Origin of the sequence: Streptomyces sp. NPDC051214, assembly GCF_040682375.1 — a bacterium.
Classification (GTDB): Bacteria; Actinomycetota; Actinomycetes; order Streptomycetales; family Streptomycetaceae; genus Streptomyces.
In genome coordinates, this window is record NZ_JBFBAT010000016.1 from 105064 (window position 1) to 130715 (window position 25652).

General features: G+C 71.3%; 25 protein-coding genes. 17 read left to right on the forward strand and 8 right to left on the reverse strand.

Annotated elements, in window-relative coordinates; all coding sequences use genetic code 11:
• Window positions 1-49 precede the first annotated feature (49 nt).
• Window positions 50-877: a glycoside hydrolase family 16 protein gene (locus AB0M70_RS34590; RefSeq protein WP_365826441.1), complete on the reverse strand. Its 828-nt coding sequence runs from the start codon at window positions 875-877 to the stop codon at window positions 50-52.
• Between the two features lie 341 nt (window positions 878-1218).
• Between AB0M70_RS34590 and AB0M70_RS34595 the strand changes: the two genes are divergently transcribed.
• The 4 genes from AB0M70_RS34595 to AB0M70_RS34610 all read left to right on the forward strand — a co-directional run bounded on the left by AB0M70_RS34595 (window position 1219) and on the right by AB0M70_RS34610 (window position 5836).
• Window positions 1219-2034: an SAM-dependent methyltransferase gene (locus AB0M70_RS34595; RefSeq protein WP_365826443.1), complete on the forward strand. Its 816-nt coding sequence runs from the start codon at window positions 1219-1221 to the stop codon at window positions 2032-2034.
• A 140-nt stretch (window positions 2035-2174) separates the two neighbouring features.
• Window positions 2175-2708, forward strand: a complete 534-nt coding sequence (locus tag AB0M70_RS34600) for a 2Fe-2S iron-sulfur cluster-binding protein (protein WP_365826445.1) — start codon at window positions 2175-2177, stop codon at window positions 2706-2708.
• Window positions 2705-3700, forward strand: a complete 996-nt coding sequence (locus AB0M70_RS34605) for a xanthine dehydrogenase family protein subunit M (protein ID WP_365826447.1) — start codon at window positions 2705-2707, stop codon at window positions 3698-3700. The genes AB0M70_RS34600 and AB0M70_RS34605 overlap by 4 nt, the downstream gene beginning before the upstream one ends.
• 39 nt (window positions 3701-3739) lie before the next feature.
• On the forward strand, window positions 3740-5836 hold the full coding sequence (locus AB0M70_RS34610) for a xanthine dehydrogenase family protein molybdopterin-binding subunit (protein WP_365826449.1): 2097 nt from the start codon (window positions 3740-3742) through the stop codon (window positions 5834-5836).
• 206 nt (window positions 5837-6042) lie between these two features.
• On the opposite strand, the gene AB0M70_RS34615 is transcribed toward AB0M70_RS34610, so the two are convergent.
• Window positions 6043-7065 (reverse strand): PHP domain-containing protein, encoded by a 1023-nt coding sequence (locus AB0M70_RS34615; protein WP_365826452.1) that lies wholly within the window; start codon window positions 7063-7065, stop codon window positions 6043-6045.
• Between the two features lie 112 nt (window positions 7066-7177).
• On the reverse strand, window positions 7178-7360 hold the full coding sequence (locus AB0M70_RS34620) for a hypothetical protein (protein ID WP_365826455.1): 183 nt from the start codon (window positions 7358-7360) through the stop codon (window positions 7178-7180).
• A 423-nt stretch (window positions 7361-7783) separates the two neighbouring features.
• Between AB0M70_RS34620 and AB0M70_RS34625 the strand changes: the two genes are divergently transcribed.
• Window positions 7784-8902, forward strand: coding sequence for a PP2C family protein-serine/threonine phosphatase (locus AB0M70_RS34625; RefSeq protein WP_365826457.1), 1119 nt, complete (start codon window positions 7784-7786; stop codon window positions 8900-8902).
• A gap of 127 nt (window positions 8903-9029) precedes the next feature.
• Complete coding sequence (locus AB0M70_RS34630) at window positions 9030-9521, forward strand: DUF5709 domain-containing protein (RefSeq protein WP_365826645.1); 492 nt, start codon at window positions 9030-9032, stop codon at window positions 9519-9521.
• Window positions 9522-9603: 82 nt separating this feature from the next.
• Here the strand turns inward: AB0M70_RS34630 and AB0M70_RS34635 are convergent, their stop codons facing one another.
• Window positions 9604-10176 (reverse strand): GNAT family N-acetyltransferase, encoded by a 573-nt coding sequence (locus tag AB0M70_RS34635; protein WP_365826459.1) that lies wholly within the window; start codon window positions 10174-10176, stop codon window positions 9604-9606.
• Window positions 10177-10471: 295 nt separating this feature from the next.
• Between AB0M70_RS34635 and AB0M70_RS34640 the strand changes: the two genes are divergently transcribed.
• From AB0M70_RS34640 to AB0M70_RS34680, 9 genes are all read left to right on the forward strand, one after another.
• Complete coding sequence (locus tag AB0M70_RS34640) at window positions 10472-10732, forward strand: type II toxin-antitoxin system Phd/YefM family antitoxin (protein ID WP_365826461.1); 261 nt, start codon at window positions 10472-10474, stop codon at window positions 10730-10732.
• On the forward strand, window positions 10729-10974 hold the full coding sequence (locus AB0M70_RS34645; protein WP_365826463.1) for a type II toxin-antitoxin system RelE/ParE family toxin: 246 nt from the start codon (window positions 10729-10731) through the stop codon (window positions 10972-10974). The genes AB0M70_RS34640 and AB0M70_RS34645 overlap by 4 nt, the downstream gene beginning before the upstream one ends.
• A 519-nt stretch (window positions 10975-11493) precedes the next feature.
• Complete coding sequence (locus tag AB0M70_RS34650) at window positions 11494-12144, forward strand: carbonic anhydrase (RefSeq protein WP_365826465.1); 651 nt, start codon at window positions 11494-11496, stop codon at window positions 12142-12144.
• Window positions 12145-12198: 54 nt separating this feature from the next.
• On the forward strand, window positions 12199-13791 hold the full coding sequence (locus AB0M70_RS34655; RefSeq protein ID WP_365826467.1) for a SulP family inorganic anion transporter: 1593 nt from the start codon (window positions 12199-12201) through the stop codon (window positions 13789-13791).
• A 269-nt stretch (window positions 13792-14060) separates the two neighbouring features.
• Window positions 14061-14228, forward strand: coding sequence for a hypothetical protein (locus AB0M70_RS34660; RefSeq protein WP_363206838.1), 168 nt, complete (start codon window positions 14061-14063; stop codon window positions 14226-14228).
• Between the two features lie 94 nt (window positions 14229-14322).
• Complete coding sequence (locus AB0M70_RS34665; RefSeq protein WP_365826470.1) at window positions 14323-15549, forward strand: hypothetical protein; 1227 nt, start codon at window positions 14323-14325, stop codon at window positions 15547-15549.
• A gap of 57 nt (window positions 15550-15606) precedes the next feature.
• Window positions 15607-16182: a hypothetical protein gene (locus AB0M70_RS34670; protein WP_365826472.1), complete on the forward strand. Its 576-nt coding sequence runs from the start codon at window positions 15607-15609 to the stop codon at window positions 16180-16182.
• A 40-nt stretch (window positions 16183-16222) separates the two neighbouring features.
• Window positions 16223-17521, forward strand: coding sequence for an MFS transporter (locus AB0M70_RS34675; protein ID WP_365826474.1), 1299 nt, complete (start codon window positions 16223-16225; stop codon window positions 17519-17521).
• Window positions 17522-17554: 33 nt separating this feature from the next.
• Window positions 17555-18718, forward strand: a complete 1164-nt coding sequence (locus tag AB0M70_RS34680; RefSeq protein WP_365826476.1) for an ATP-grasp domain-containing protein — start codon at window positions 17555-17557, stop codon at window positions 18716-18718.
• 104 nt (window positions 18719-18822) lie between these two features.
• Here the strand turns inward: AB0M70_RS34680 and AB0M70_RS34685 are convergent, their stop codons facing one another.
• From AB0M70_RS34685 to AB0M70_RS34700, 4 genes are all read right to left on the reverse strand, one after another.
• Window positions 18823-20892, reverse strand: coding sequence for an iron ABC transporter permease (locus AB0M70_RS34685; RefSeq protein WP_365826478.1), 2070 nt, complete (start codon window positions 20890-20892; stop codon window positions 18823-18825).
• Window positions 20893-20898: 6 nt separating this feature from the next.
• Window positions 20899-21879, reverse strand: a complete 981-nt coding sequence (locus AB0M70_RS34690; protein ID WP_365826480.1) for an iron-siderophore ABC transporter substrate-binding protein — start codon at window positions 21877-21879, stop codon at window positions 20899-20901.
• On the reverse strand, window positions 21876-22745 hold the full coding sequence (locus AB0M70_RS34695) for an ABC transporter ATP-binding protein (protein WP_365826482.1): 870 nt from the start codon (window positions 22743-22745) through the stop codon (window positions 21876-21878). The genes AB0M70_RS34690 and AB0M70_RS34695 overlap by 4 nt, the downstream gene beginning before the upstream one ends.
• Window positions 22746-22958: 213 nt before the next feature.
• Entirely contained in the window at window positions 22959-23552 is a 594-nt protein-coding gene (locus AB0M70_RS34700) for a hypothetical protein (protein ID WP_365826484.1), read from the reverse strand.
• Between the two features lie 319 nt (window positions 23553-23871).
• Between AB0M70_RS34700 and AB0M70_RS34705 the strand changes: the two genes are divergently transcribed.
• Together AB0M70_RS34705 and AB0M70_RS34710 are read left to right on the forward strand one after the other, a co-directional pair.
• On the forward strand, window positions 23872-24804 hold the full coding sequence (locus AB0M70_RS34705; RefSeq protein WP_365826486.1) for a YihY/virulence factor BrkB family protein: 933 nt from the start codon (window positions 23872-23874) through the stop codon (window positions 24802-24804).
• Between the two features lie 251 nt (window positions 24805-25055).
• A complete protein-coding gene (locus tag AB0M70_RS34710) occupies window positions 25056-25469 on the forward strand; it encodes a hypothetical protein (RefSeq protein WP_365826488.1) in 414 nt (137 codons plus the stop codon).
• The last annotated feature ends 183 nt before the right edge of the window (window positions 25470-25652 follow it).

Genomic DNA, 25652 nt, shown 5'->3' on the forward strand with positions numbered 1-25652 from the left:
GTAAGCCTGCCACCCCCGCCCCATGGCAGTACTCGGGTGCCCTCCCGGCCTACTTCCAGTCGTACGCGTAGGCGGCGACCCAGGTGATCTCCAGCTGCGCGCTGCTGCCGGGCGCCGCGCCAGGCCCTTCCAGCGCGCTCTCGTTCTGCAGGATCCAGGACAGCGGCCGGTCGGGGACGCCCCGGGTGTCGTGTCCGGTCTCCCGTCCGTCCACGAAGAAGCGCACATGCCCCGGGGTCCATTCGGTCGACACCGTGTGCCATTCGGTCCACTTGTCGGCGCCGCGGAAGTAACCCTGTTCGCCGCCGCCGCACGGATGATGGAAGGCGGTGAGGGATCCGGACCAGTTGCCCTCGGGGTGGTCCATCTCGCAGCCTCCGCCGTAGTGCAGCCAGGCCGACTTGTAGCCGGGGGCCGGCTTGGTCACCTTGATGCGGGCGCTGTACTTGCCGTACTTCATCTGCATGACGGCGCGCGGTACGACAGCGGCGGCGTGCACGGGACCTCCGTCGGCGGGCCGCCACATCCGGACGCGCATACGGCCGTCGCCATTCTCCGCAGGGCCCACGCTCACGGTGTCCTCCGGGTGGTAGACACCGACGACGTCACGGCCGCGGTCGTTGGAGGTGTCACGCCAACCGGTCGGGTAGGCCCACCAGTTGTCGCGGTAGGCACCTTCGAGACCGTCGCAGTACGCGGCGGAGGTATCGGCATGATGGTCACAGTCACTGAAAGCGCCCAGCGGCACCCGGTCACCGTTGAAGTCCTCGGCCACGACCTGCCAGAACGGCCCACAGTCGCCCCGCGGCAGCTCGACCCCGACGCTGCCACAGGCATCGGCCGAGCGGGGAGCTCCCCCGGCACTCGGAATGGACAACAAGGCAGCAACCAACGCACCACCGAGCGCCACAGCCACGACCGGCCTACGCCGCCGGCCCGCCGCATGCAATCCCATCGCGCTGCCCTCCTTCCCGGACGCCGAGACCCCACAGAGCCCGACGGGGCGCCCGCGCGAAGGGGGACATCCTCGCGGAGGGGGCGGGGTCCTGCCATAGGGCCGACGCGAGGTCCTGCGGACGAAAAGCCGGCCGGTTCTTTCGGATAGCGGAACAGGTAGAGAACGCGCCGAGAGCTTGAACTGGTGTACGCGTTCGTACCGTTGGGACGTAGGTTGTGCGTTGAACAGTTCTCGCCTCGGTGGAAAGACGGACGCTACCCATGACCGACCACGCCACGACGCCCGGACCTGCGGCGCATCAGAAGATCGACTCATCGGTGCCGCACTCGGCCCGGATCTGGAACTACTGGCTGGGCGGGAAGGACAACTACCCCGTCGACGAGGAGGCCGGTGACGCCTACAGCGCCGTCTTCCCCGGCATCGTCACCGTCGCCCGCAGCAGCCGCGCGTTCCTGCGCCGCAACATCACCTATCTGGTGTCGGAGGCGGGCATCGGGCAGTTCCTGGACATCGGGACCGGTCTGCCAACCGTGGACAACACCCATGAGGTGGCCCAGCGGATCGATCCAAGCACCAGGATCGTGTACGTCGACCACGACCCGATGGTCCTCGCGCACGCCCGCGCCCTGCTGACCTCGACGCCCGAGGGCGCGACGGCGTACGTGGACGCCGATCTCTCCGACCCGGACCGCATCCTGGCGGCCGCGGCCGAGACGCTCGACCTCTCCCGCCCCACCGCGCTGATCCTCAGCAACATCCTGGGCCACGTCGCTGACTACGACCAGGCGCGTGCCATCGTCACCCGCCTGGTGGACGGCCTGCCCTCCGGCAGTTATCTCTCCATCAACGACGGCTCCCGAGGCACCGATGCCACCTACGAACAGGCCCAGGACGCCTACAACGAGACGGGCGCCGTCCCCTACTTCCTGCGCCCCGTCGACCAGATCACGGCGTTCTTCGACGGCCTGGAACTCCTTGACCCCGGTGTGGTCTCGGTCCCCTTCTGGCGCCCCGCCCCCGACTCCCCCACCCCGGAGCCCATCGGCGAGCACGGCGGCCTCGCCCGCAAGCCGTGACGTACGTGACGTGAAGTGACGCGTCCGCGGGCCGTGAGCGGCGGCCCGCGGGCGCGCACGACATGCCGGAACGTGTGTCCTGACTCAGGCTGGTTACGCGGTCAACCGCAGATCCCGCTTCGACGAGGGAGCAGAGCGCCATGGGGACCGATGTGTACCGGTCGCAAGTGCCCCTGACGGTGAACGGCACGCCCTGCCGTCCCACCGTCGACCACCGTTCGACGCTGCTCGACGTCCTGCGCGAGCAGATGGGTCTCACCGGCGCCAAGAAGGGCTGCGATCACGGGCAGTGCGGTGCCTGCACCGTCCTCGTCGACGGGAGGCGCGCCAACAGCTGCCTGCTGCTCGCCGTCGCCCACGAGGGGTGCGACATCACCACCGTCGAAGGGCTGCGCGACGGCGACGGCCAGGGCCTGCACCCCGTACAGCGTGCCTTCCTGGAGCGCGACGCCTTCCAGTGCGGCTACTGCACCCCCGGTCAGATCTGTTCGACCGTCGGCGCCCTGGCCGAGGCTGCTGCGGGCCACGCCTCGCATGTGACCGATCCGAGCGCGGACACCGGGGCCCCCGTGGAGCTGACCCGGGACGAGATCCGTGAGCGGCTCAGCGGCAACCTGTGCCGCTGCGGCGCCTATCCGCACATCGTCGAGGCCGTCGAGGACGTGACCCGGTGAAGCCCTTCCGGTACGTGCGCGCCTACAGCGTCGAAGAGGCGACCGCCGCCCACGCGGGCCGCCCCGGCTCCTGTTATCTGGCCGGCGGCACCAATCTCGTCGACCTGATGAAGCTGGGCGTCGAACGCCCCGGGACGTTGATCGACGTCAGCAGGCTGCCGCTGGACGCGGTGGAGGAGCTGCCCGACGGGTCCGTCCGGGCCGGCGGGACGGTGCGCAACAGCGACCTCGCCGCCCACCCGCTGGTGCGCGAGCGCTACCCGGTGCTCTCCCGGGCCCTGCTCGCGGGAGCGTCGGGCCAGCTGCGCAACGTCGCCACGACCGGCGGCAACCTCCTCCAGCGCACCCGCTGCCCCTACTTCCAGGACCTGGGAAAGCCGTGCAACAAGCGCGAGCCCGGCACCGGCTGCGGCGCACGCGACGGCGTCCACCGCGACCACGCGATCCTCGGCCACTCACCGCAGTGCATCGCCACGCACCCCTCCGACATGGCGGTCGCACTCGCCGCGCTCGACGCCCAGGTGGAGCTGCACGGCGTACGGGGCCGGCGCACCCTGCCCGTCGCCGAGTTCCACCGCCTGCCCGGCGGCCGGCCGGAGCAGGACACCGAGATCGCGCCCGGCGAGCTGATCACCGGAGTGCTGCTCCCGCCCGCGACGGCGGGACTGCCCTCGGCCTACCGCAAGGCCCGCGACCGCGCCTCGTACGCCTTCGCGCTCGCCTCGGTGGCCGTGGTCCTGGACGTCGAGGACTCCGTCGTACGCCAGGCGCGCATCGCGTTCGGCGGCCTGGCCCACCGGCCCTGGCGCGCCCGGCGCGCCGAGGAGGAACTGCGCGGCGGCGCGGCGAGCGACCAGGCGTTCGAGGCGGCCATGGACGCCGAGCTCGCCGCGGCCGAGCCGCTGCACGACAACGCGTTCAAGGTGCGGCTGGCCCGCGACCTCGCGTGTGACGTCCTTCGGCACCTGGCGGACTCGCCCCCCGTCGCCTGAACCCAGCCCCGCCTGCCCTCCGCTTCCAGGGAGATTCCCATGCCGGACACCGTCAACGCCCTCGGAGCGCCCGCCGAGCGCAGGGAGGGCCCCCAGAAGGTGACCGGGGCCGCCCTCTACGCCGCCGAGCACACCCCCGAAGGGTGCGCCTACGCCTGGCCGGTGCCCGCCACGGTGGCGCGCGGCTCCGTCAGCGCCGTCGACGACACGGCGGCCCGGGAGGTGCCCGGCGTCGTCGAGATCCTCACCCACGTGAACGCGCCTCGCCTGGAGAAGCCGGACGACGCGACGCTCGGCGTGCTGCAGGACGCGCGGGTGCCGCACCGCGGCTGGTACGTCGCGCTGGTCGTCGCCGACAGCCTGGAGGCGGCGCGCGAAGGCGCGGCGGCCGTCCGCGTCACCTACACCGAGGAACCGCACGACGTCACCCTCAAGGCCGACCACCCCGAGGCCTACGTGCCCGAGGACGAGGACGGCACATCGGGAGAGCACGTCCGCGGCGACGCGGAAGGCGCCTTCGACTCCGCGCCCTCCCGCGTCGACGTCACCTACCGGGTGCCGCCGCTGCACAACCACCCCATGGAGCCGCACGCGGCCACCGCGCAGTGGCGTGAGGGGCGGCTGACGGTGCACGACAGCAGCCAGGGCGCCACCACCGTCCGCGATACCCTCGCGTCCCTGTTCGCGCTGCCCAAGGAACAGATCACCGTCATCTCCGAGCACGTCGGCGGCGGTTTCGGCTCCAAGGGCACGCCGCGCCCGCACGTGGTCCTTGCCTCCATGGCCGCCCGCGCGACCGGACGGCCCGTCAAACTCGTCCTGCCGCGGCGCCAGATGGCGGCCGTGGTCGGCCACCGCGCGCCGACCCTGCACCGGCTGCGGCTGGGCGCGGAGCGGGACGGCAGGCTGACGTCCGTGATCCACGAGGTGACCGCGCACACCTCCCGCATCAAGGAGTTCATGGAGACGGCGGCCGCCGCCACGCGCGTCATGTATCCCTCGCCGCACGCCCGCACCACCCACCGCGTGGTGCCCCTGGACGTGCCGAGCCCCTCCTGGATGCGCGCCCCCGGCGAGGCGCCCGGCATGTACGCCCTGGAGTCGGCGATGGACGAACTCGCCGCGACCCTCGACATGGACCCCGTCGAACTGCGCCTGCGCAACGACACCGACACCGAGCCCGACTCCGGCAAGCCCTTCAGCAGCCGCCACCTCGCCGAATGCCTGCGCGAGGGCGCCCGCCGCTTCGGCTGGTCCGAGCGCGACCCGCGCCCCCGCTCACGCACGGAGGGCCCCGTCCTCATGGGCAGCGGGGTCGCCGCGGCCACCTACCCGGTGGTCGTCGCACCGAGCCGGGCGAGCGCGCACGCCTACCCCGACGGCAGCTTCGTGATCCGCGTCAACGCGACCGACATCGGCACAGGTGCCCGCACCGTGCTCGCCCAGGTCGCCGCCGACGTGCTCGGCGTCCCGCTGGACTCCGTACGCACCGACATCGGCAACAGCGACCTTCCCAACGCGCCGCTGGCGGGCGGCTCCTCCGGAACGGCCTCCTGGGGCTGGGCCGTCCACGAGGCCTGTACGCGACTGGCCGCACGCCTGGCCGGACAGCGGGACCAGCAACTGCCCCCGGAGGGCGTCGGCGCCACCGCCGACACCAAGGGCGAGGCCGACGCGGACAGCGACTACGCCCGGCACGCCTTCGGCGCCCACTTCGCCGAGGTCGGCGTGGACACGGTGACCGGGGAGGTCAGGGTGCGCCGCCTCCTCGGGGTCTACGCGGCCGGGCACATCCTCAACTCCCGTACCGCGCGCTCGCAGTTCATCGGGGCGATGACGATGGGTCTCGGCATGGCGCTGACCGAGGGCAGCACCATGGACGCGGCCTTCGGCGACTTCACCGAGGCCGACCTCGCCGCCTACCACGTACCGGCCCACGCGGACGTGCCCGCCATCGAGGCGCACTGGATCGACGAGGACGACCCCCACCTCAACCCCATGGGCAGCAAGGGGATCGGGGAGATCGGCATCGTCGGCACGGCCGCCGCCATCGGCAACGCGGTGCACCACGCGACGGGCCTACGCCTGCGAGAACTGCCCCTCACCCCGGACCGGCTGCTGGCGGGCGGTCTGTAAACCGAAGGCGCCGGGGCCCTCGCGCCCTGCCTCGGCCTACAAGACACCGGGGCCAGCACGCCTGCCTCGGCCTCCAGGACACCGCGGACGACGCGTCCGCCTCGGTCCCCACACACCGGGCCCGACGCGCCCTGCCTCAGCCTCCAACACACCAGGTCCGGCACACCCGCCTCAGCCTCCAAGGCCCCCGGGGAGGCACGCCCCGCTCAGGCCGCCGACCGCTTCTCCCTCGTCCAGGTCAGCAGTTTCTCCGCCGTCCAGGTCGTCACCACGCGTTCGGCGGGCACCCCGCACTCCTCGGCCCGTTCGCAGCCGATCACCTGCCAGTCCAGCTGGCCGGGCGCGTGTGCGTCGGTGTCCACCGCGAACAGCGCTCCGGCGTCCACGGCCCGGCGCAGCAGCCTGCGCGGCGGGTCGAGCCGTTCCGGGCGGCTGTTGATCTCCACCGCCGTGCCCGCGGCCGCGCACGCGGCGAACACCTCGTCCGCGTCGAACTGGGACTCCGGTCTGCCGCGCCCGGTGACCAGGCGGCCGGTGCAGTGACCGAGCACGTCGGCCCGGGGGTTGCTGACGGCGGCGACCATGCGCCGCGTCATCGCGGCGGCGTCCATCCGCAGCTTGGAGTGCACGGAGACGACCACCACGTCGAGGCGGTCGAGCAGCTCCGGCTCCTGGTCGAGCGACCCGTCGTCCAAGATGTCGCACTCGATGCCCGTGAGCAGCCGGAAGGGCGCCCAGCGCTCGTTCAGGTCCGCCACCACCGCAAGCTGCTCGCGCAGCCGCTCCGGCGAGAGACCGCGCGCGATGGTCAGCCGTGGCGAGTGGTCGGTGAGCACGGCCCACTCATGGCCGATCTCCTGGGCCGCACGGCCCATCTCCTCGATCGGGCTGCCGCCGTCGGACCAGTCGGAGTGCAGGTGACAGTCACCGCGCAGGAGGGCCCGCAGCTCGGCGCCACCCCCGGTGAGCGGGGCCTCCGCCTCACCTTCGAGCCGCTGCAGGTACCCCGGCACGTCGCCGCCCAGCGCCTCGCTGATCACACCGGCGGTCTTGGGGCCGATCCCCTTGAGCGACTCGAGGGATCCGTCGGCGACGCGCCGCACGGCCTCGCCGTCGGCAAGACCGCCCACCACGGCGGCCGCGGTGCGAAAGGCCCGCACCCGGTAGGTCGGGGCACGGCCGCGCTCCAGCAGGAAGGCGATCCGTTCCAGCGCCTCGACGGGATCCATCAGCACCTCCGGCCGTCAGGGACCACGACGGCATACGTGTGCTTCCAGCGTCGCCCACAAAGGGCGGCGGGGCATGTGAAGACCCGGGGCCCTGCCCGCCCCGGAGCGACGCCTACGCCGCGGGCTCGGCGGACTGCTCGTCGGGTACGACCGTGACCGGCCCCCGGAAGTCAAGGACGGCCTCGGCTCTCTGCTGGGTCTCCTCGGCGGCCTTGCGGGCTGTCGCGAGGACGTCGCCGTGCTCCTGGACGAGGGTTTCGTAGATCGGCGCCTCAGCGGCGTCATGGGCTGGCATGACCAGCGGCTCCTTGCTCGGGTGGCGGTATGGGTTCAGATCGGCCGCATGCGGCCGGTCCGCGACCTTACGCTGCGCCTGCGGGCCTCCGCGGACCGGGGTCGACCGCTGAGACGGCCTCCCCGGGACACCGGCAAAAGCCCGGGAAGGCCGGAAAATTGGCGGGTGTAGGCGAGATGGGCGCCCCGCACGCCCGAGGCCGGGCGGGATCAGCGGGCCGATGTGAGACTGCTGGTGAGGCGGTGATCACACATGGCGAGCCATTCCAGGGAGCCCGGACCCGGGGACCCGGATGCCGGAAGTCCCGGGCCGGGAAGCCCCGGCCCCGGAGCCCCCGGCTCAGGGAATCCAGGCCCCCGTCAGCCAGGCCCCGGGGAGCAGCTGTTCGAGCAGTTGCTCGCCTCGGCCCATGCGGCGGCGCCCATGGAGCTCCCCGCCCTGGCGCGGCGCTTCGCCGACGCCGTCGGGCTCGACCGGATCGACATCTACCTCGTGGACATCCAGCAGCGGGACCTGGTGCCGCTGGCCGACGGGCCGCCCACGCTCGGCGTGGACGCCTCTGTCGCCGGTTCGGCCTACCGGGCGCACGCGCTGCGCGTCGAGGAACTCGCCCACGGCAGGATCGTCGCCTGGCTGCCGCTGATCGACGGCGCCGAGCGCCTCGGCGTGATCGGCGCCACGGCCTCGGCGCTCGATGTCGCGCTGCTGCGCCGCTGCCGCATGCTGGCTTCCGTCCTGGCCATGACGATCACCTCGAAGCGGGCGTCGAGCGACAGCTTCGCGCGCCGGACCCGGTCCGAGACCATGCAGCTTCCCGCCGAGATGCTCCGCGCCTTCCTGCCGCCGAGGACCATCGGCAACTCCCATGTGATCTCGACGGCCGTCCTCGAGCCGGCGTACGAGATCGGCGGCGACGCCTTCGATCACTCGCTGACCCCGTCGACCCTGCACGTGGCGATCCTGGACGCCATGGGCCACAACCTCGCCTCGGGCCTGACGACCGCCGTGGCCATGGCGGGCTGCCGCAACGCCCGGCGCGCGGGCGTCGAACTGCCCCAGCTCGTCGACACCGTTCAGCACGCCCTTGCCGAGTGGCTGCCCGAGCAGTTCTGCACGGGGATCCTCGCCCAGGTCGACCTGGCCCACGGCATCCTGCGCTGGTGCAACTGCGGCCACCCGCCGCCCCTGCTGATCCGGGACCACCGTGTGCTCGACCGGGCGCTCGAGCGGCCGTCACAGCCGCCCATGGGGACGCCCGCTCAACTGGCCGGCGTGGAGTGGGAGGTCCACGAGCAGGCGCTCGAGCCGGGCGACCGGGTGCTGATGTACACCGACGGCGTCACCGAGCTGCGGGTCGGTGGCGGGTCCCAGTTCGGCCTGGAGCGGTTCACGGACAGCATCATCCGCGCGACCGCGGCGGGGGAACCGGCGCCCGAGGCACTGCGTCAGCTCATCCACTCCATCCTCGACCGGCAGGACAACCAGTTGCGCGACGACGCGACGCTGTTGCTCCTTGAGTGGCGTCCACCGGAAGCGCGCTGACCTGCCGCTCACCCCGCTGTTCTCCCGCGTGCCGGAACGTGTGTTCTGGATCAGGGTGGATACACGGCAGAACACCAGCGACAGTCGCGCATGAAGGAGGACGAGCACCGTGGGAAACGACGAGGTCATGGGCGACGAGGTCTACCAGCCCGACACGGACGAGGCCGAGGTCCGCGAGGACGAGGGCATCCTCGACGCGGAGGACACGCTCAGCGATCGGGCGGCGGATCCCTACGACGAGGGCTGGTCGCCGCCCGAGCGGCCTCTCGGGGTGGGCCACACGGGTACCACCGCTCAGGAGCAGCAGGAGGGCGAGAGCCTGGACGAGCGCCTCTCCGAGGAGCGGCCCGATCCCGCGCTGCAGGTTCCCGACCCCGCCGAGGAGGACGACGGCATCGGTGACACCACCGACACCGACGGCGAGCCGGTCGAGGACGCGGAGGTGGGAGACGCCCGCGCCGGACGCCTCTTCGCCCCGGACGACGGGGCCAGCGTGGACGCGGAGGACGACGCCGAGCAGGACATGATCGGCGAGGACATGGGCGTCGACGGCGGGGCGGCGTCCGCCGAGGAGGCCGCGGTGCACGTCATCGACGAGGACACCGACACGGCGAGGTGACCGCGTCCCGCACGGCTGACCGGCGGGGCGGTCCGGGCACTCAACTGCCCCTCCCCGCCGCAGCCGGTGATGGTTGCCGGCCTCAGCGCAGGTCGAGCCGCATCAGTACGCGGGGGTGACCGGCCAGCACGGAGGTGGTGTCGGCGGCGTGGGTGAACCCGGCACGCTCGAAGTTCTTGCGGAGCCCCGCGTACGCCATCGTCAGGTCGACCTTGGCCTCACCGTTGTCGAGTGGGTACGCCTCGATCGCCGGTGCGCCGTGGGAGCGGGCGAAGTCGACGGCGCCGGCGATGAGGGCGTGCGAGATCCCCTGCTTGCGATGGCCCGGACGGACCCGAATGCACCACAGGGACCAGACCGGCAGTTCGTCGACGTGGGGGATCTTTCGACTGCGCGCGAAGGACGTCTCGGAGCGCGGCGCCACGGCAGCCCACCCCACGGGTTCGTCCCCGTGGTACGCGAGCACTCCCGGCGAGGGCTCCGCCCGGCACAACCCGGCGACGTACTCCCCCCGCTCCGGCCCGCGCAGCGCGTTGTTGAGCTTGGACGGAACGCGATAGCTCAGACACCAGCACACATTGGCGCCGGGCGACTTGGGCCCCACCACGGCACGAACATCCTCGAAGACCGAGGCGGGACGCACTAGAACGACCATGACGCCAGAGTGCCACGCGTGCTGGCGGAGCCGGGGTCATGACGGGCGGCGAAAAAGCGTCGCCCCTCCCTACATCCCCGCCTGCACGCGCAGCCACGGCCCGAGGGCGCCGAAGTCCGCCTGGCGCTTTCACCGCCTAGCCGAGCTCCACCGCGTGCGCGACAGTGGGCGCCGCCAGGCCGGTTCGGTCCTCGGGCGGCTCACCCCTCAGCAAGAACGGGCTCGGCAGCAGGGGTGCCATACAGCTTCATCCATTCGATGGTGCGAATGTGCACACTTCCTTAAACTGGTGTGCATGACCGAGACCACTTATTCCATTGTGGAAGCACGTGCCCGCCTGGGCGCCATCGCACGCGAGGTCAGCGCCACTCGTGAGCCGGTCGCCATCACCGATCACGGACAAACCATCGCAATTTTGGTCAGCCCCGCCGACGCCCTGGAACTGCGGGAAATGCGGGCACTTGCTGCGTACCGCGCCCGGCAGGCCCGGGGTGAAAGTGCCGGCATCCCGCATGAGGAAGCATTCCGCCGTGTTTTCGGCGGAGCTGAGGCGTGAGCTACGAGGTCATCTGGGAGCCCGAGGCCCTCGCCCAGGCTGAGCAGTTCGCCAAGGATGACCCCACCGGGGTGCGTCAGGTTTTTGCCGCCGTCGACCATCTCGCCGTAGACCCTCGCCCCGACGGCGCCTTCGGCGGCACTGACGTGCTGCGCATTCACGTCGGAATCTACCGCGTGATGTACGAGATCAGCGAGCACCAGGTCCGCGTCGCCGTGATCCACCTCGGGCGCGTTCGCTGAACCGGTTCAACTGCTGGTCGTCGTCGGAACCCAAAGTCTTCTCGCCTCCTGCTTCTGCCCGCGCCGGCTGCGAGCGCGCTGGTCTCGAGCTCGTGTACGCCATCCCTAGCAACAGCAGCGACACCGGTACGCGTAGTGGCCATCCACGTCCGAGGATGACTTGAGGGCCTCGTACGTAGGACACCGTCCGGATAGTTCCCCCACGTAGCGCCTGCAACGGAACGTGAACGGAACCAGCGCACGGGCTCCACATGATCTCCACGTGAATCCTTGACCAACGGTTGAGGTTTCGACTAACTCGCAGCTCAGGGGCGCTTATTACTCAATCTTTGGCAGAATTTTGCTCTGTCATCCGAGGTTAATGCGATGGCAAAGTGAGAGACACAGCTGCCGTACAGGCTGTTACCGGGGCGACGTGGTGCCCGCTGTTCTTCAGCGGTCCGCGCCGCCTCACTGTCACCATCGACCCGACCACACCGCGTCCCGGCTCCGCCGCAGCGACGCAGGAGGCAGGCCAGCATGAAGTCCCTGATCGACAACGCCCGTTCCTTCGCCACGACACACGTCGCGGCCCCTCAGAACGCCGCGGCCTTCGAGGCCCTCGGCACCGGGCAGTCGCCCGAAGTCCTGTTCGTCACGTGCTCCGACTCACGCGTCGTACCGTCCCTGATCACCGGCGCACGCCCCGGCGAACTCTTCGAACTCCGTACGGCGGGCAACGTCGTACCGCTCTACCCCTCCGGCAACGGCGCCGGCCGGGACAACCACCCCCTGAGCGAGGCCGCCACGATCGAGTACGCGGTCTGCGTGCTCGGAGTCCGCGACATCGTCGTCTGCGGACACTCGCACTGCGGCGCGGTAGGCGCCCTGGTGCGGGACGAGGACCTGTCGGCCGTACCCGCGGTACGCGACTGGCTCAACCACTCCGTCGCCCCCGACGCCGCCCTGCGCTCCCTCGACGAGGCCTCCCGGGCCGCCGCCGACGTGGCCGAAGCCGTGCAGACCCACGTGCTCGCCCAGGTCCAGAGGCTGCGCGCCTACCCCTGCGTGAGCGAGCGCCTCGCCGACGGCTCACTGAACCTGCACGCCTGGTACTACGAAGTACACACCGGCGCCGTCACCGCGCACGGCCAGTCGTTCGACGACCGGCCGGCATTCGGTCCCTTGTGAGAGCCGCCACGCCCCACCATCCGGCCCGCTCCCACGACAGGACCCCCCACCCTCATGTCCTTTTCTCGTTCCTCCCTCTCTCCCCTCTCCTCCCTCCGCTCCTCCTTCAGCCCGCTACGTGAACCCGGCGTCCGGCGCAAGGACTTCCTCGCCTCGCTCGTCGTCTTCCTCGTCGCCCTGCCGCTGTGCGTCGGCGTGGCCGTCGCCTCCGGAGTGCCCGCCGAACTGGGCCTGGTCACCGGCATCGTCGGCGGCCTGGTCGTCGGCTTCCTGCCGGGCAGTGCCCTGCAGGTGAGCGGGCCCGCCGCCGGACTGACCGTGCTCGTCTTCGAGGCGGTCCAGGAGTTCGGGCTCGGCATGCTCGGCGCCATCGTGCTCCTCACCGGCGCCCTGCAGATCATCCTCGGCCTGCTGCGCTGCGGCCGGTGGTTCCGCGCCATCTCCGTGTCCGTCGTGCAGGGCATGCTGGCAGGCATCGGACTCGTGCTGATCCTCGGCCAGCTCTACACCATGGCCGGGGCCGAACAGCCACGCTCCGGCATCGACAAGATCGCCGGCCTGCCCGGACTGCTCGTCGACGTGCTCGGCGACACCGCAGCACTCACCGCCGCGGCCCTGGGCATCGGCACCATCGCCGTGCTCATGCTCTGGCCGAAGCTGCCCGCCGCTGTACGCGTGGTGCCCGCCCCGCTGGCCGCCGTCGCCCTGGCCACGGCCGTGGCCGCCGGACTGCGTCTGGACGTCGCCAACGTGACCGTACGCGGCCTGGTCGACGCCATTCAGCCGCCGGGGCTCGGTGACCTGGCGGCCCTGGGCAGCGTGGCCGTGCTCGGCACGGTCCTCGCGTTCACCCTCATCGCGTCGGCCGAATCGCTGTTCAGCGCCGCGGCCGTCGACCGCATGCACGACGGGCCCCGCACGCAGTACGACAAGGAGCTCGTCGCCCAGGGCATCGGCAACGCCACGTGCGGCGTCCTCGGCGCGCTGCCGATGACGGCCGTCATCGTCCGCAGCTCCGCCAACGTCGAGGCAGGCGCACGCACTCCGCTCTCCCGCATCCTGCACGGTGCGTGGCTGCTGCTGTTCGCCGTCCTGTTCCCGGCCGCGCTCGGCATCATCCCGCTGGCGGCGCTCGCCGGCGTCCTGGTCCACGCAGGCTTCAAGCTGATACCCGTCAAGGAGATCGTCCCGCTCGCCCGTGCCCACCGGGGCGAAGCCCTGGTCCTTGCCACCACGGCCATCGCCATCGTGGTGACCAACATGTTCGAGGGCGTGGTGCTCGGCCTGGTGCTCGCGGTGGTCAAGTCCGCCTGGGACACCTCGCATGTCAACCTGGACGTACGGGAGTTGACCGGCGGCCGGTTGGTTGTCACCCTCACCGGCAACGCCACGTTCCTGCGGCTGCCGCGCATCCTGGAGACGCTGGAGGCCCTGCCCAAGGACCAGCCCATCGAGCTGGACCTGACGGCCGTACGGCATCTGGACCACGCCTGCCGTACGACGCTGGAGAACTGGGCGATGCGGCACAACGACAGCGGCACGGAGGCGGTCCGCATGAAGACGCCCCCGGTGGCCTCTTCCGGGACCGATGCGGTGGCCGATGCCGGGGCCGAGAGCTCCGACGCACGGGCCCGCACGCGCCTTTGATGCCGGGAGTCCGCCGGCACTGACGCCGGACGCCCACCCCTGAACGCCGTCTGCCGCCCGCCCCGGCGGCAGACGGTGCGGGCCGGTGGGCCCGTCGGCGTGCCCACCACCGCTCAACAGCCGGTCCCGGCATGCCGTTACGCCATCCAGCCACCCCCATTGACACTCCCTTGACCATCTCTTTACGTTCAAGGGGATGGGGCGAAGGCTCATAAACCCATCGATTCGTCAGCTACCGCCAAATAGCCACCACACATGGAGGTTTCACCATGGAGCAGCTCATCAAGCGCATGACCGAGGAGTCCGTGTGGCAGAAGTGGGTCGCCGCCAACTCCGCCCAGGCAGGCTCCGGGCAGGGCTCCAAGGACGGCTGCATCAGCTCGGCGCCCAAGAGCGGCTGCATCAGCGCCACCGGCAAGAGCGGCTGTATCTCCTGAGCCACTGAGGCCGCGGGGCCGCCGCCGCACCCTTCTCGGCGGCGGCCCCGCACCACGCTCCCCCACCCGCACGCCCACCTGCACCGGAGCCGCCGTGAACCGCCTGCCGAGCGCCGACGTCCTGGACCGCGTACGCGACATCCCCCTCTACCGCGCGCACGCCGAGCGCGGTGACTTCCCCGTCCTGGAGAAGCCGGACATCGCCCGGGGTTTCCCCGACAACTGGATGACTCCTGAGCTGGCCCGAGCCCTGGAGACCGGCGAGGCCGAGTTCGTGCTCTCCACCGGGACCAACCACGCCCGCATGCAGATCATCCGGCCGCCGTACTTCCTGCTCCGCTCCTACTACCGTCTGTGGAGCGAGCACCCCGACCTCGGCGCCTCCTGGCACACCGGCGCCCGGCGGGTGTCGCTGACCACCGTCCTCGCCACCGAGCACGTCGCGCGCGTCAACGCCCGCAAGCCGGGAGCGACTTCGGGCGAACGCTGGCTCGACGACCGCACCCTGTACCTCAACCAGCGGCTCGACCCGGCCGGTTGGAAGCGTCCGGAGGTCGAGGCGATGCTCGCCGAGATCCGTGAGGTCAGCGCCGCGCACCCCGACGGTTCGTACCTCCTGGACTGCTCCGGCTACCACCTGGCGCATCTGGTCCGCAAAGTGACCGACTGGGACCTGTGGGACGGCTTTCCGCAGCCGAGCGGCATCGTCCATGCCTACGAGTACACGCCGTTGAACGTCCGCGCCTACCTGCGCGCCCACTTCGACTGCCCCGTGGTCGACCTCTTCGGAAGCACGGAACTCGGTTACCTCTTCTACAGCGATGCCGAGGGCCGCTATCAGCCCTATCTGCACGACATGAGCGTGGAGTTGATCCCGGTGGAGGAGGGCAGCGGCATCCACAGCCTCATCGTCACCAGCGTCCGCAACCCCTACATGCCGCTGGTGCGCTACCGGTCCGGTGACTGCGTCCGCACCCGCGACGGCGGCACCGACCCCCGGCAGATCGTCTCCTTCTGCGGCCGCGAGAAGGAACTCCTGCCCTCGCCCCACGGCCTTGTCGCCCAGGCCGATCTGGACACCCGCATCGCGGCGGTCTGCCCCCGTGTCTTCCTGCACCAACTGCGGCTGATCGGCGAGGACCGGTGCCGGCTGTGGTGCACCACGTTCGACGGCAAGCCCCTGACTCCCGGCGAGGAGAGCGAGTTGGCGGCCTCCGTCAGTGCTCTGACCGGCCGCACCTGTCACGTCGAGCACCGCACCCACGTACCGATCGGCCGCTCGGGCAAGTACGCCTGGCTGGCCACGCCCGACCCCGCCTGACTCTCCTGCTCCCTCACGCCCGCCCGCCCGCAGCGCCACCGCCGACAGGACCACGCCATGCACCCACCTGCCGCCGTACCCTCTTCATCCCCTACCGGCACCGAAGCAGCCCCCACCGCCCGTGAGTTGCTCGGCAGCGTTCTGCACGAGGAGGTGGTGGCGCACTTCGCCGCGAAGCCCGGCGCTCCGGCCGCCTCCGTCGTCACCCACCAGGTGCGCGAGTGTCTGCGGTATCTCTACCTGGTCTCGCGCCATCCCGACCGGCTCGGCGGCCTCTTCCTGCCCGTCGAGCAGGACATCGACGAGATCTGGCACTACCTCATCCTGCAGACCCGCGAGTACCGGCAGCTGTGCGAACAGCGGCTGCCCGGCGGCCACTTCATCGACCATCGCAGCATCTCGTACGACGCCTACCAGGCGGACCCGGGGCGCGAGACGGCCGCCGAGGAGGCCCTGCGGTGGATCCCCCTCTACACCGCCGCGTTCGGGCCTTTCGACGAGGCCGCGCTGCCGCACTGGACGGTCGTACGGTTCCTGCACGAAGAGCTGGAGCTGTCCCTGGCGCAGATCGCGGACCTCGACGCCGGCGAACAGGCGCCCGCCTCCGGCCGTCACCCCCTCAGCACACCGTGACGACCGCCCCGGAAGGGGGAACGCCGGTGCGGGGAACGGCATGACCGCCACCGTGACGCGGACCGGCGACGAGGCCTCGCCCCGCGTGCTGCGGCGCCTGTTGGCCGTACTCGTCCTCTCGCAGGCACTGGGCGGCGCGGGCATGGCGGCCGGCATCACCGTCGGCGCGCTGCTCGCCGAGGATCTGCTCGGCTCCACCGGCCTGGCGGGGCTTCCGGTCGCCTTGTTCACTGCGGGCGCCGCTCTGGGAGCGGCGGTGATCGGGCGTGTCTCGCAGCGCCTGGGCCGACGCCCCGGTCTGGCGCTCGGTCACGCCATCGCCGCGCTGGGCAGCATCGGAGTGGTGGCGGCCGCCGCGGGCGAGTGGGCGGGGCTGCTGCTGTTCTCGCTCTTCGTGTACGGCGCGGGCACGGCCACCGGTCTGCTCGCCCGGTACGCGGGCGCCGACCTCGCCCAGCCCGAGCGGCGGGGCCGCGCCACCGGCACGGTGCTCCTGGCGACGACGCTGGGCGCGGTCGCGGGACCCAACCTCGTCGGCCCGACCGGCGCACTCGCGCAGGCTTACGGCATTCCGCGGCTGGCCGGTCCCTTCCTCCTTGCGGCATGCGCGTACGCGGCGGCGGGACTCGTGCTGCTGGTGTGGCTGCGCCCCGATCCCTTGCACCTGGCCCGCCACCGGTCGGCGCACGGCGCCCCGGTCGCTGCAAGGGAGCCAAAGGAGCGGGAGCGCTTCTCCCCCGGCGTCGTCACCGGCGCCACCGTGATGATCACGGCCCAGCTGGTGATGATCGCCGTGATGACGATGACGCCCCCGCACATGACCGGGCACGGCCACAGCACGCAGGCCGCGGGGTTCGTCATCGCGCTGCACGTGGGCGCGATGTTCCTGCCCTCACCGCTCAGCGGTCTGCTCGCCGACCGGGTCGGACGGCTGCCCGTGGCGGCCGCCTCCGGGGCCGTCCTGCTGAGCGCGGGCGTGCTCGCCGGCCTCGCCCCGCCGGACAGCGTGCCGCTGCTGTCCTGCGCCCTGGTCCTGCTCGGCCTGGGCTGGAACCTCGCGCTGGTCAGCGGCACCGCCCTGATCACGGACGCCGCCCCCGCCGACAGGCGTGCCGCGGTGCAGGGACTGGCCGACGTGGGCATGTCCCTGGCGGGCGCGACGGGCGGCATGGCCTCGGGCCTGGTCGTGGCGGGCGGCGGTTATCCGCTCCTGGCGGTGGCCGCGGGCACGCTGGCCGTCGCGGTGATCCCCGCGGTGGCCCATTGGGAGAATCGGGCAACCATGCGACGATGCCCGCGAGTTGACCTCGATCACAGCGACAGACCGCGAGACGTGTGACGCACATCCGGGCCCTCACGCATGGAGACGTAAATGCCGACCATGGTTGTCATCGGATACAGACCGGATCTCGACCAGGCGCTGCGACGCCGGGGCCTGAGCCCCTATTACCTCGCGCAGGCACCGTCGATTCCGCCCGCGGACCGAAGATGCACGCTCGTCGCCGACATGGAGAACGCCCAGGAGATAGCGCGCGCCGTCCTCGCCGCGCGCATCGATGATGTGGCGGGTGTTCTCACCGTCCACGAGATGGGTGTCTTCGGGGCGGCCTACCTGCGCAAGGAACTCGGCCTTCCCGGGAACGCGGACTCGACGTCCACGCTCTGCTTCCGGGACAAGTTCCTGCAGAAGAGCCGGCTGCCTCCACATGTGCGGCGCGCCCGCTGCAGGTACGCGTCACACGACACGTCCTTCGCGGAGCTCGCCGGTGATCTGGGCGAGGTCTTCGTCGTCAAGCCGGCGACCGGAGCGGGATCCCTGCGCACGAACATCGTCCGTTCCGCGGAGGAGTACGCGCGAGCACTGGAGGTGTTCTCCGGCCGGTCGGATGTCGAGGTCGTCGCCGAGTCCTTCGTCGATGCCCCCGAGGTCTACATGGACGGCATCTGGCAGAACGGCTCGCTTCGATGGTCGTCCATGACCCGCTACCACCTGTCGCCGCTCAGCGCGGCGCATGGCGGCGTCCTGGCCGCGCACTTGCTGGACAGGAGACGCGATCCGGGCCTCTTCGCACGCATGGAGACGCTCACCGGTGAGGTGCTCGCAGGCCTCGGCGCACCCGACTGTGTCTTCCACCTCGAGGCCTTCGTGGAAGAAGCGGGGCTGACCTTCGGCGAGTGCGCCATCCGCCTCCCCGGCGCGCTGTCCCCGCAGATCAATCAACTGACCTTCGGTGTGGACCTGTTCGACGCCGAGATCAGCCTGGCGCTCGGGGAGGAGCTCACCCAGCCCCTGGAGCACGTACCGCCGGAGCGCCTGCACGGCTACATACTTCTGCGCAGGCCTGCGGGCGGGAGGCTGACGCGGGAGGACTTCGAACGCCGCTTCTCCTTCGACGACCTCGCGTACTCCTCGTCGCCCCACACGCTGCCCGGGCCGTACGGCAAGGTGGGGCACGCGATCGTCTCCGACCCGGACGAGCTGGAACTTCAGAAGACGATCGAGGAGATCGTGCGCTTCAACGAGCTGGGCGGCTGATCGTCGGCGAACGCGGCGGAATCCGGATGCGTGACACCCGTTTTCCGGGGCACCCGCCTTCTAGGCCCCGCCGCGTCCCCCCGTCGCGGCGGGGCCGCTGTCCGTCATCGGCGGCTGCGCACCAGCAAGTACACGAAGTACGGCGTGCCGACGGCCGCTGTCATGAGTCCCGCGCCCAGTTGCGCCGGGGCGATCACGGTGCGGCCCAGCAGGTCCGCGAGGCAGACGAGCGTCGCGCCCAGCATCATCGCCACCGGGACCACCCGCAGATGCCGCCTGCCCACCAGCGCACGGGCCGCGTGCGGCGCCACGAGTCCCACGAAGCCGATCGTGCCGGCCGCGGCCACCGCGGTGGCGCTGAGCAACACGCTCAGGACGAGGAAGCCGAGGCGTCCACGGGCCAGATTCAGGCCCAGCAGCCGCGGGGTGTCCTCGTCGAGCGACACCAGGTCGAGTTCCTTGCGGCGCGAGAGCGCCACGACCGTCGCGGCCACGAGCACGGCCGCGACCGGCAGGACGTCGGTGGCGGTGCGTCCGTAGGTGGAGCCCGAGAGCCAGATCAGGGCCTTGGTCGCGCTGAACCGGTCGGTGAGCACGATGACCAGGCTGATCAGCGCCAGGGAGCCCGAGGACACGCCCATGCCGACGAGGACGAGCCTGCTGTTCCGGAAGCCGCCCCTCGCCGCGAGCCCGAAGACGATCAGGGAGCTGACCACGGCGCCGGCGAACGCGGCGCCCGCGATGCCCCACGATCCGGCGCCCGGTGCCGAGGTGACGAGGAGGATGGCGCCGAGTCCCGCCCCTCCGGACACGCCGAGGGTGCCGGGTTCCGCGAGCGGATTGCGGGTCACCGACTGCACGAGTGTGCCGGACAGCGCGAGCGCGGCGCCCGCGAGGAGCGCGGCGTACACGCGTGGCACGCGGGTGTCGAGGACGAAGGTGATGGCCTGACCCGACTGGCCTCGGACCCAGTTGACGACGTCGCCGAGCAGGAACGTGCTGTCGCCGACGAGCACCGCGGCGATCGTGACGCCGACCAGCGTGGCGGCCAGCAGTGTCACGGTGATGACGTAGGCCCTGCGGCTCGGGATGCGCAGCCGGTCGGGCGCGGTGGCGTTGGCGCCGTCGCGGGTGCGCATCGCCATGACGACGAGGAACACGGCGCCGACGACGCTCGTGATGACGCCCGTGGGCACGGTGACTGCGGTCTGGGCGGACGTCACCGTGCGCAGGAGCACGTCCGAACCGAGCACGAGGGCGGCGCCCACGAGACCCGCGACCGGGATGCGGACGCGGTGGCGTACCAGGGCGCGGAAACGGCCGGCCAGCGGCCGCACGAGGGCCGGGGCACACAGTCCCACGAAGGCGATCGGCCCCGCGAGCGTCACCGTCGCGGCAGCGAGCAACGACGCGAGGACGACGGACGTGACGCGCGTTCCGCGGACCGGGACACCGAGTCCGTGCGCGGCGTCGTCGCCGAGGGCCAGGGCGTCGATGCGGCGGGCGATCAGCAGGAGGCCGGCGAGTGCGGCCACGATGACGGGCCCCATCTGGACGACGCCGTCGAAGCCGTTCTGGCTGATGCTTCCCTGGCCCCACTGGTAGAGGCCCTCGGTCCGTTCGGGGAAGAGCAGGAGCAACGCCTCGGTGATGGCGTTGAGTCCGAGGGCGAGCGCGCTGCCGGCCAGGACAAGGCGTACGGTTCCGGCGCCCCGTCCCGACACCGCGAGGACGACGGCGGCCGCCGCGAGACCGCCGAGGAACGCCACTCCCGATGAGGCGAGCAGTGGGGCCGTGGCCCCGCTGGCGACCAGGATGGTCACCGCGAGGTAGGCACCGGTGTTGACGGCGAGGGTGTCCGGTGCGGCGAGCACATTGCGGGTGACGGCCTGCAGGGTGGCGCCCGCCGCGCCGAGCGCGACGCCGATGAGGATCCCGGCGACCATGCGCGGCATGCGTGAGGCGATGACGACGGAGGAGTCGCCCTGATCGGCCTGGCCGGTGAAGGCCTTCCACACCTCGCCGGGGCCGACGGACGCGGTGCCTTGCGTGATGTCGACGACCGCGAGAGCGGCGACCAGAAGAACCAGACCGGCCGTCACCGCGACCGCGCCCGTCGAAGACGACGTGAGGGCGCGCTCGGGTGTGGCTGAGGGTGTTGCGGTGACGGCCACGGTCTCCTACTTCTTCAGGCTGTCGATGAGGGCGTCGATGTACGCCTCCATCGCCTGGGGGCCGCCGAACATCCAGATGCCGTCGGGCAAACGGTGGACCTCGTCGTCCTTGACGAACGGCAGGGACTTCCAGACGGAGTTGTCGGCGAGTTCGTCGGTGAACACGTCGGAGCTGTCGTCGCCCTTGTTGCCGATGTAGACGAACTTCACGTCGTCGTCGAGGGCGGTGAGGCCCTCGACGTCGGTGGTGGCCAGCCCGTAGTCCTTGTCGCCCTTGATCTTCCAGGCGTTCTTCAGGCCCAGGTCCTCGTTGACGGCGCCGAGCAGGGAGTTGCTGGTGTAGCCGCGCAGGGAGACCTGGTTGGAGGCGGCGTAGCCGTCGGCCATGGCGATCTTCGAGCCGTCGAGCTTGGCCTCCTTCAGCGCCTTCTTGCCTTCGGCGACCTTCGCCTCGTACGACTCCTTGGCCTTCTTGGCCTCGGCGGTCGTGCCGGTGGCCTTGGCGATGACGTCGAGCGTGTCCATCATCTGGCCGACCTGGTCGGCGCCGTCGGCGGCCTTGACCTGGAGGACGGGGCCGACCTTCTTCATCTGCTTCACCGCGGAGGCCGACATGTCGGTCGTGGTGACGATGAGGTCCGGGGTGAGGCCGGCGAGCGTGTCCATGCTCGGCTCACCGCGGGTGCCGATGTCCTTGGGGTCGTTCTTGAGCGGAACGGCGGAGTCCCACGCCTTGTAGCCCTTGACGTCGGCGACGCCGACCGGGTCCACGCCGAGCGTGACCATGGACTCGACGACGTTCCACTCGGTGCCGACGACCTTCTTGGCCGGTCCGTCGAGCTTCACCTCGGCGCCGTTGGCGTCGGTGACGGTGATCGGTTCGGCCTTCTTGCCCGAGCTGGTCTTGGCGGGCTCGGAGGTACCGCAGCCGGACAGGACGAGGGCTACGGCGCCGGCGGCCGCCGCGGCGATGAGGGGGCGTCTCATGAGGAGTGGAGCCTTTCACTTCTGCTGTGGTGGCGGCCTATCGCGCGGGTGCGCAGCCGGCCGGTGAGGGGGTCTGTGTCGACCTCGATGCGGATGCCGTACGTCTCGGTGAGGCGCTCGGGACGCAGGACGTCCTCGGGGGCGCCGTCGGCGACGATGCGCCCGGCGTCGAGCAGGGCGATCCGGTCGGCGACGGCTGCCGCCTGGTCGAGGTCGTGCAGGACGACGCCGACGGCGATGCCGCCGTCGTCCGCGAGGTCACGCATGAGGTCGAGGAGTTCGATCTGGTAGCGCAGGTCGAGGTAGGTGGTCGGCTCGTCGAGGAGGAGCACGCCGGTCTCCTGGGCGAGACAGCTGGCGAGCCAGACCCGCTGCAGCTGTCCGCCGGAGAGCTGGTCGACGGCGCGCTCGGCGAGGCCTTCGACGCCGGTCATGGTGAGCACGCGCTCCACCACGGCCGCGCCCCCGGCGTCGGCCTGACCCCAGCGCCCCCGGTAGGGGTAGCGGCCGAACTCCACGACGTCACGGACGGTCAGACCGCCGGGCGTGGGACGTCCTTGGGTCAGGAGCGCGACGCGCCGGGCGAACTGGCGCGCGGTGAGGTCGAAGCCGTCGGCGGCCTCGGTCGTGCCGGAGTCGAGGGTCAGCGTGCCGAGCCGGGCGTCCTGCAGACGGGCGACGCTGCGCAGCAGTGTCGACTTGCCGCTCCCGTTCGGGCCGACGAGCGCGGTCACTTCGCCGGGCCTGAGCTGGAGGGCGGCGTCGTGCACGACATCGACGCCGTCGTACGACACGGTCATGTGCTCGGCGGACAATTCGTGACCGCGCGGACGTGTGGCGCTACCTGCGCGTTCACCTGATCTCACGGCGTGCAGGTTAGCCTAACCTTAGTCTGGCTGGAAGTAGGGGGTCCCAACCCGGGCGAAAAGCACCCGCGGACCTTCTCCGGTGGCGGCCGCGACCCTCGCCCTCATCCGCCCTCAACCGCCTTGCGCAGCAACCCTGTTGCATGGCGATGCCGCCCATCGGTGGAGCTGATGGACGGCATCTTCCGGTGGCGCCGAGGCGCCCTCGCTCGGTCAGTAGAGCTTCGCGACGGCCTTGATGGTCGTGGTCTTGAAGTCGCCCACCTGCGCGTGGGCGAAATTGCCCATCTGTCCCCACTGGACGACCGTCACCGTGTTGCCGTCACGGCCGACCGAGAACATGTTGATGTCGGAGGAGCCCGTCGTGGCCTCGGTGTGGACGCCGTAGACGTGGGCGCCCTCCTCGATGTTCAGCTTTCCGTAGTACTTCTGGGTCGCCGTGACATCGGGGTTCTCCTTCATCACCTTCGCCGAGCAGTCCTGGAGGTTCTTGCGCAGCAGGGCCGCGAAGTCCTTGGCGCGCTGCTCGCTGCGCTCGACCACCGTCACCTGGAGGGCACCGGTGTCGTACTCCGTGCGGAAGGCGCGGTGCACGGAGATCGACGGCAGGGCCTCCCCCACACACATCGGCAGCGGGTCGGGCTGCCCCGCCGTCACCGGCCCCGCGGTCCACGCCGACGACGCGTGCGGCGGCAGTTCGGCCGGAGCCAGAAACCGGGGCGAGCCGGCGGCGGCCGCCGGACTCGTGCCGGCCACCACACCCGCCACGGCCACCGCGGCACCCAGCGCACACAGTCCTCGGTTCATGCGAACACCCATCATCGTCAACTCCCCGTTTCGAGAGGGTCAGCTTGCCTGCCCTCACACCCCATACGACCCGCGACACCCCGTGCTCGTTGCCCCCGCCCACGTCACAGCCCTGTCCGCGATGTCACCGAACGGCTACCTCCGCTAACGGCCCGGCGCGCCCGGACCCGCGGACCCGCCGTGAGCCACGGGTGACGGAAAGGGGAAGATTGCTTTCCGCCCGCTTCCGCGTGACGGACCCGGGCAGCACGTGTCCAAGGGGTCGAACCGGGAAGACGGCGCAGTGCGCCGCCCGCAGGACACAACGAGGAGTAGCCCCATGGACAGTTCCGCTGCGCCCGAAGGCGCGGGGCACACCCCCATATCGGGCGCGCTCGCCGCCCCCACCGGGCCGGCCGGGGCCACCTCGGCGTGGGCGCGGCGGGGTGAGGCGCTGCGGCGCACCCCGGTGGCGATGTGGAACGACGACGTCTCGGACTGGGCCGCGGCCCTGACGTACTACGCGATCCTCGCCCTGCTGCCCGCGCTCCTCGTCACGGTCAGCCTGATCAGTCTGGTCAGCCCCGACACCACGCAGGAGCTCATCGCCGAGGTCACCGACTGGGCGCCCGCGCAGTCGGGCAGCGCCCTGAACGAGGCGCTCACCGAGATGGCCGACGCCCACGCGGCCGCCGTGACGGTGGTGATCGGTGGTGGGGTCAGCGCCCTGTGGTCCGCCTCCAGTTACGCGGCCGTCTTCCGGCGGGCGCTGCACGCGATGCACGGCGTGAAGGACACCCGGCCCGTGTGGCGCAAGGCGCACCGGGTCCTGATGACCGCCCTGGCGCTGCTCGCGCTGCTGGCCGCCAGCGCGCTCCTGCTCGTGGTGAGCGGTCCGCTGGTCCAGGCGGTCGGGCAGCGCATCGGGGTCGGCGACGCGGGACAAACCGCGTGGAGCGTCATGAAATGGCCCGCTCTGGTCTGCCTGGTGGTCCTGCTCGTCCTCGTGCTCTTCCGCAACGCGCCCCCCTCGGAGCGCGGGTGGCGCCGCAGCCTGCCGGGCGGCCTGCTCGCCGCACTCCTGTGGCTCCTGTCCTCGGGCCTCTTCACCTTGTACGCCACGGGGTTCGGCACCTACGGCAAGCTCTACGGCTCACTGGCCGGAGTGGTCGTCTTCCTGGTGTGGCTCTGGGTGTCCAATCTGGCGCTGCTGGCCGGAGCCCAGTTCACGGTGGAGATGGCCCGCGCCCCGGCCACGGTGACCCGGGCCTGAGGCCGCCCGTCCGGCCCGCTACCAGGGCACGATCGGTTCCGGTCGGGGGCCGGCGGGAAGCGGCCGGGGCGGGGCCGCGTTGTGCGCCCCCGGGCGGAAAACCGGGGCGCCGCGCCCGCGTTCATTCTTCCCTGCGCGCCGCGTGCGCTCCCCCCTCGGGGGTTCGGCCACGCCATGCACCGGTGATACGCCTGAAGGACGAACTACTCGTGTGCGTGTCCCCCCACGCGACATCGAAGAGGAGTCAACCCATGGCCTCGTTCGACACGGGACGGTTGTGCGCGATCGTCAAAATCCTGGACCAGGCAAGCACCCACCTCCGACTGGCCGCCCGCGAGCACTCTCTCGCAGGCGCCGCGCCCGGCATCGCGTCGGCCCATCTGACCGAGTCCGGCATCACCGCGCTCCTGAGCGTCTCGGAGCAGGCTTCGGGCAGCGTCCGGCGCGCGCTCGTCCACATCCGCAACGGCGAGGATCAGCGCGCCCAGCACGAACTGGACTGGGCCAGGACCCAGCCCCCGTGCGTGGCAGCCCTCGCCACCCCCGCGGGACTGCCGCGTCCCCTCCCCCGGCGCGTGAGCACGGCGCTGCGCCTGATGCAGGGCATCACGAACTTCTTCCCCTCCGAGACGGAGCAGGTCCTGGTACGGGCGGCCCTGCCGTAGCGAGTCCACGTACCCACAGAGGGGTCACCCGAATGGGCTAGCGCGGGGAGCAGTGGGCCAAATCGCCTCGATCGCCCCAAACAGCCCGTTCAAGGGCCTCGATCGAGCTCTCCGCACACGCTCAGTGACTCTCCTGGTTGCGTCACCCACCGGTCCGGAGCGGGATGGAGGGGACGCGTGCGG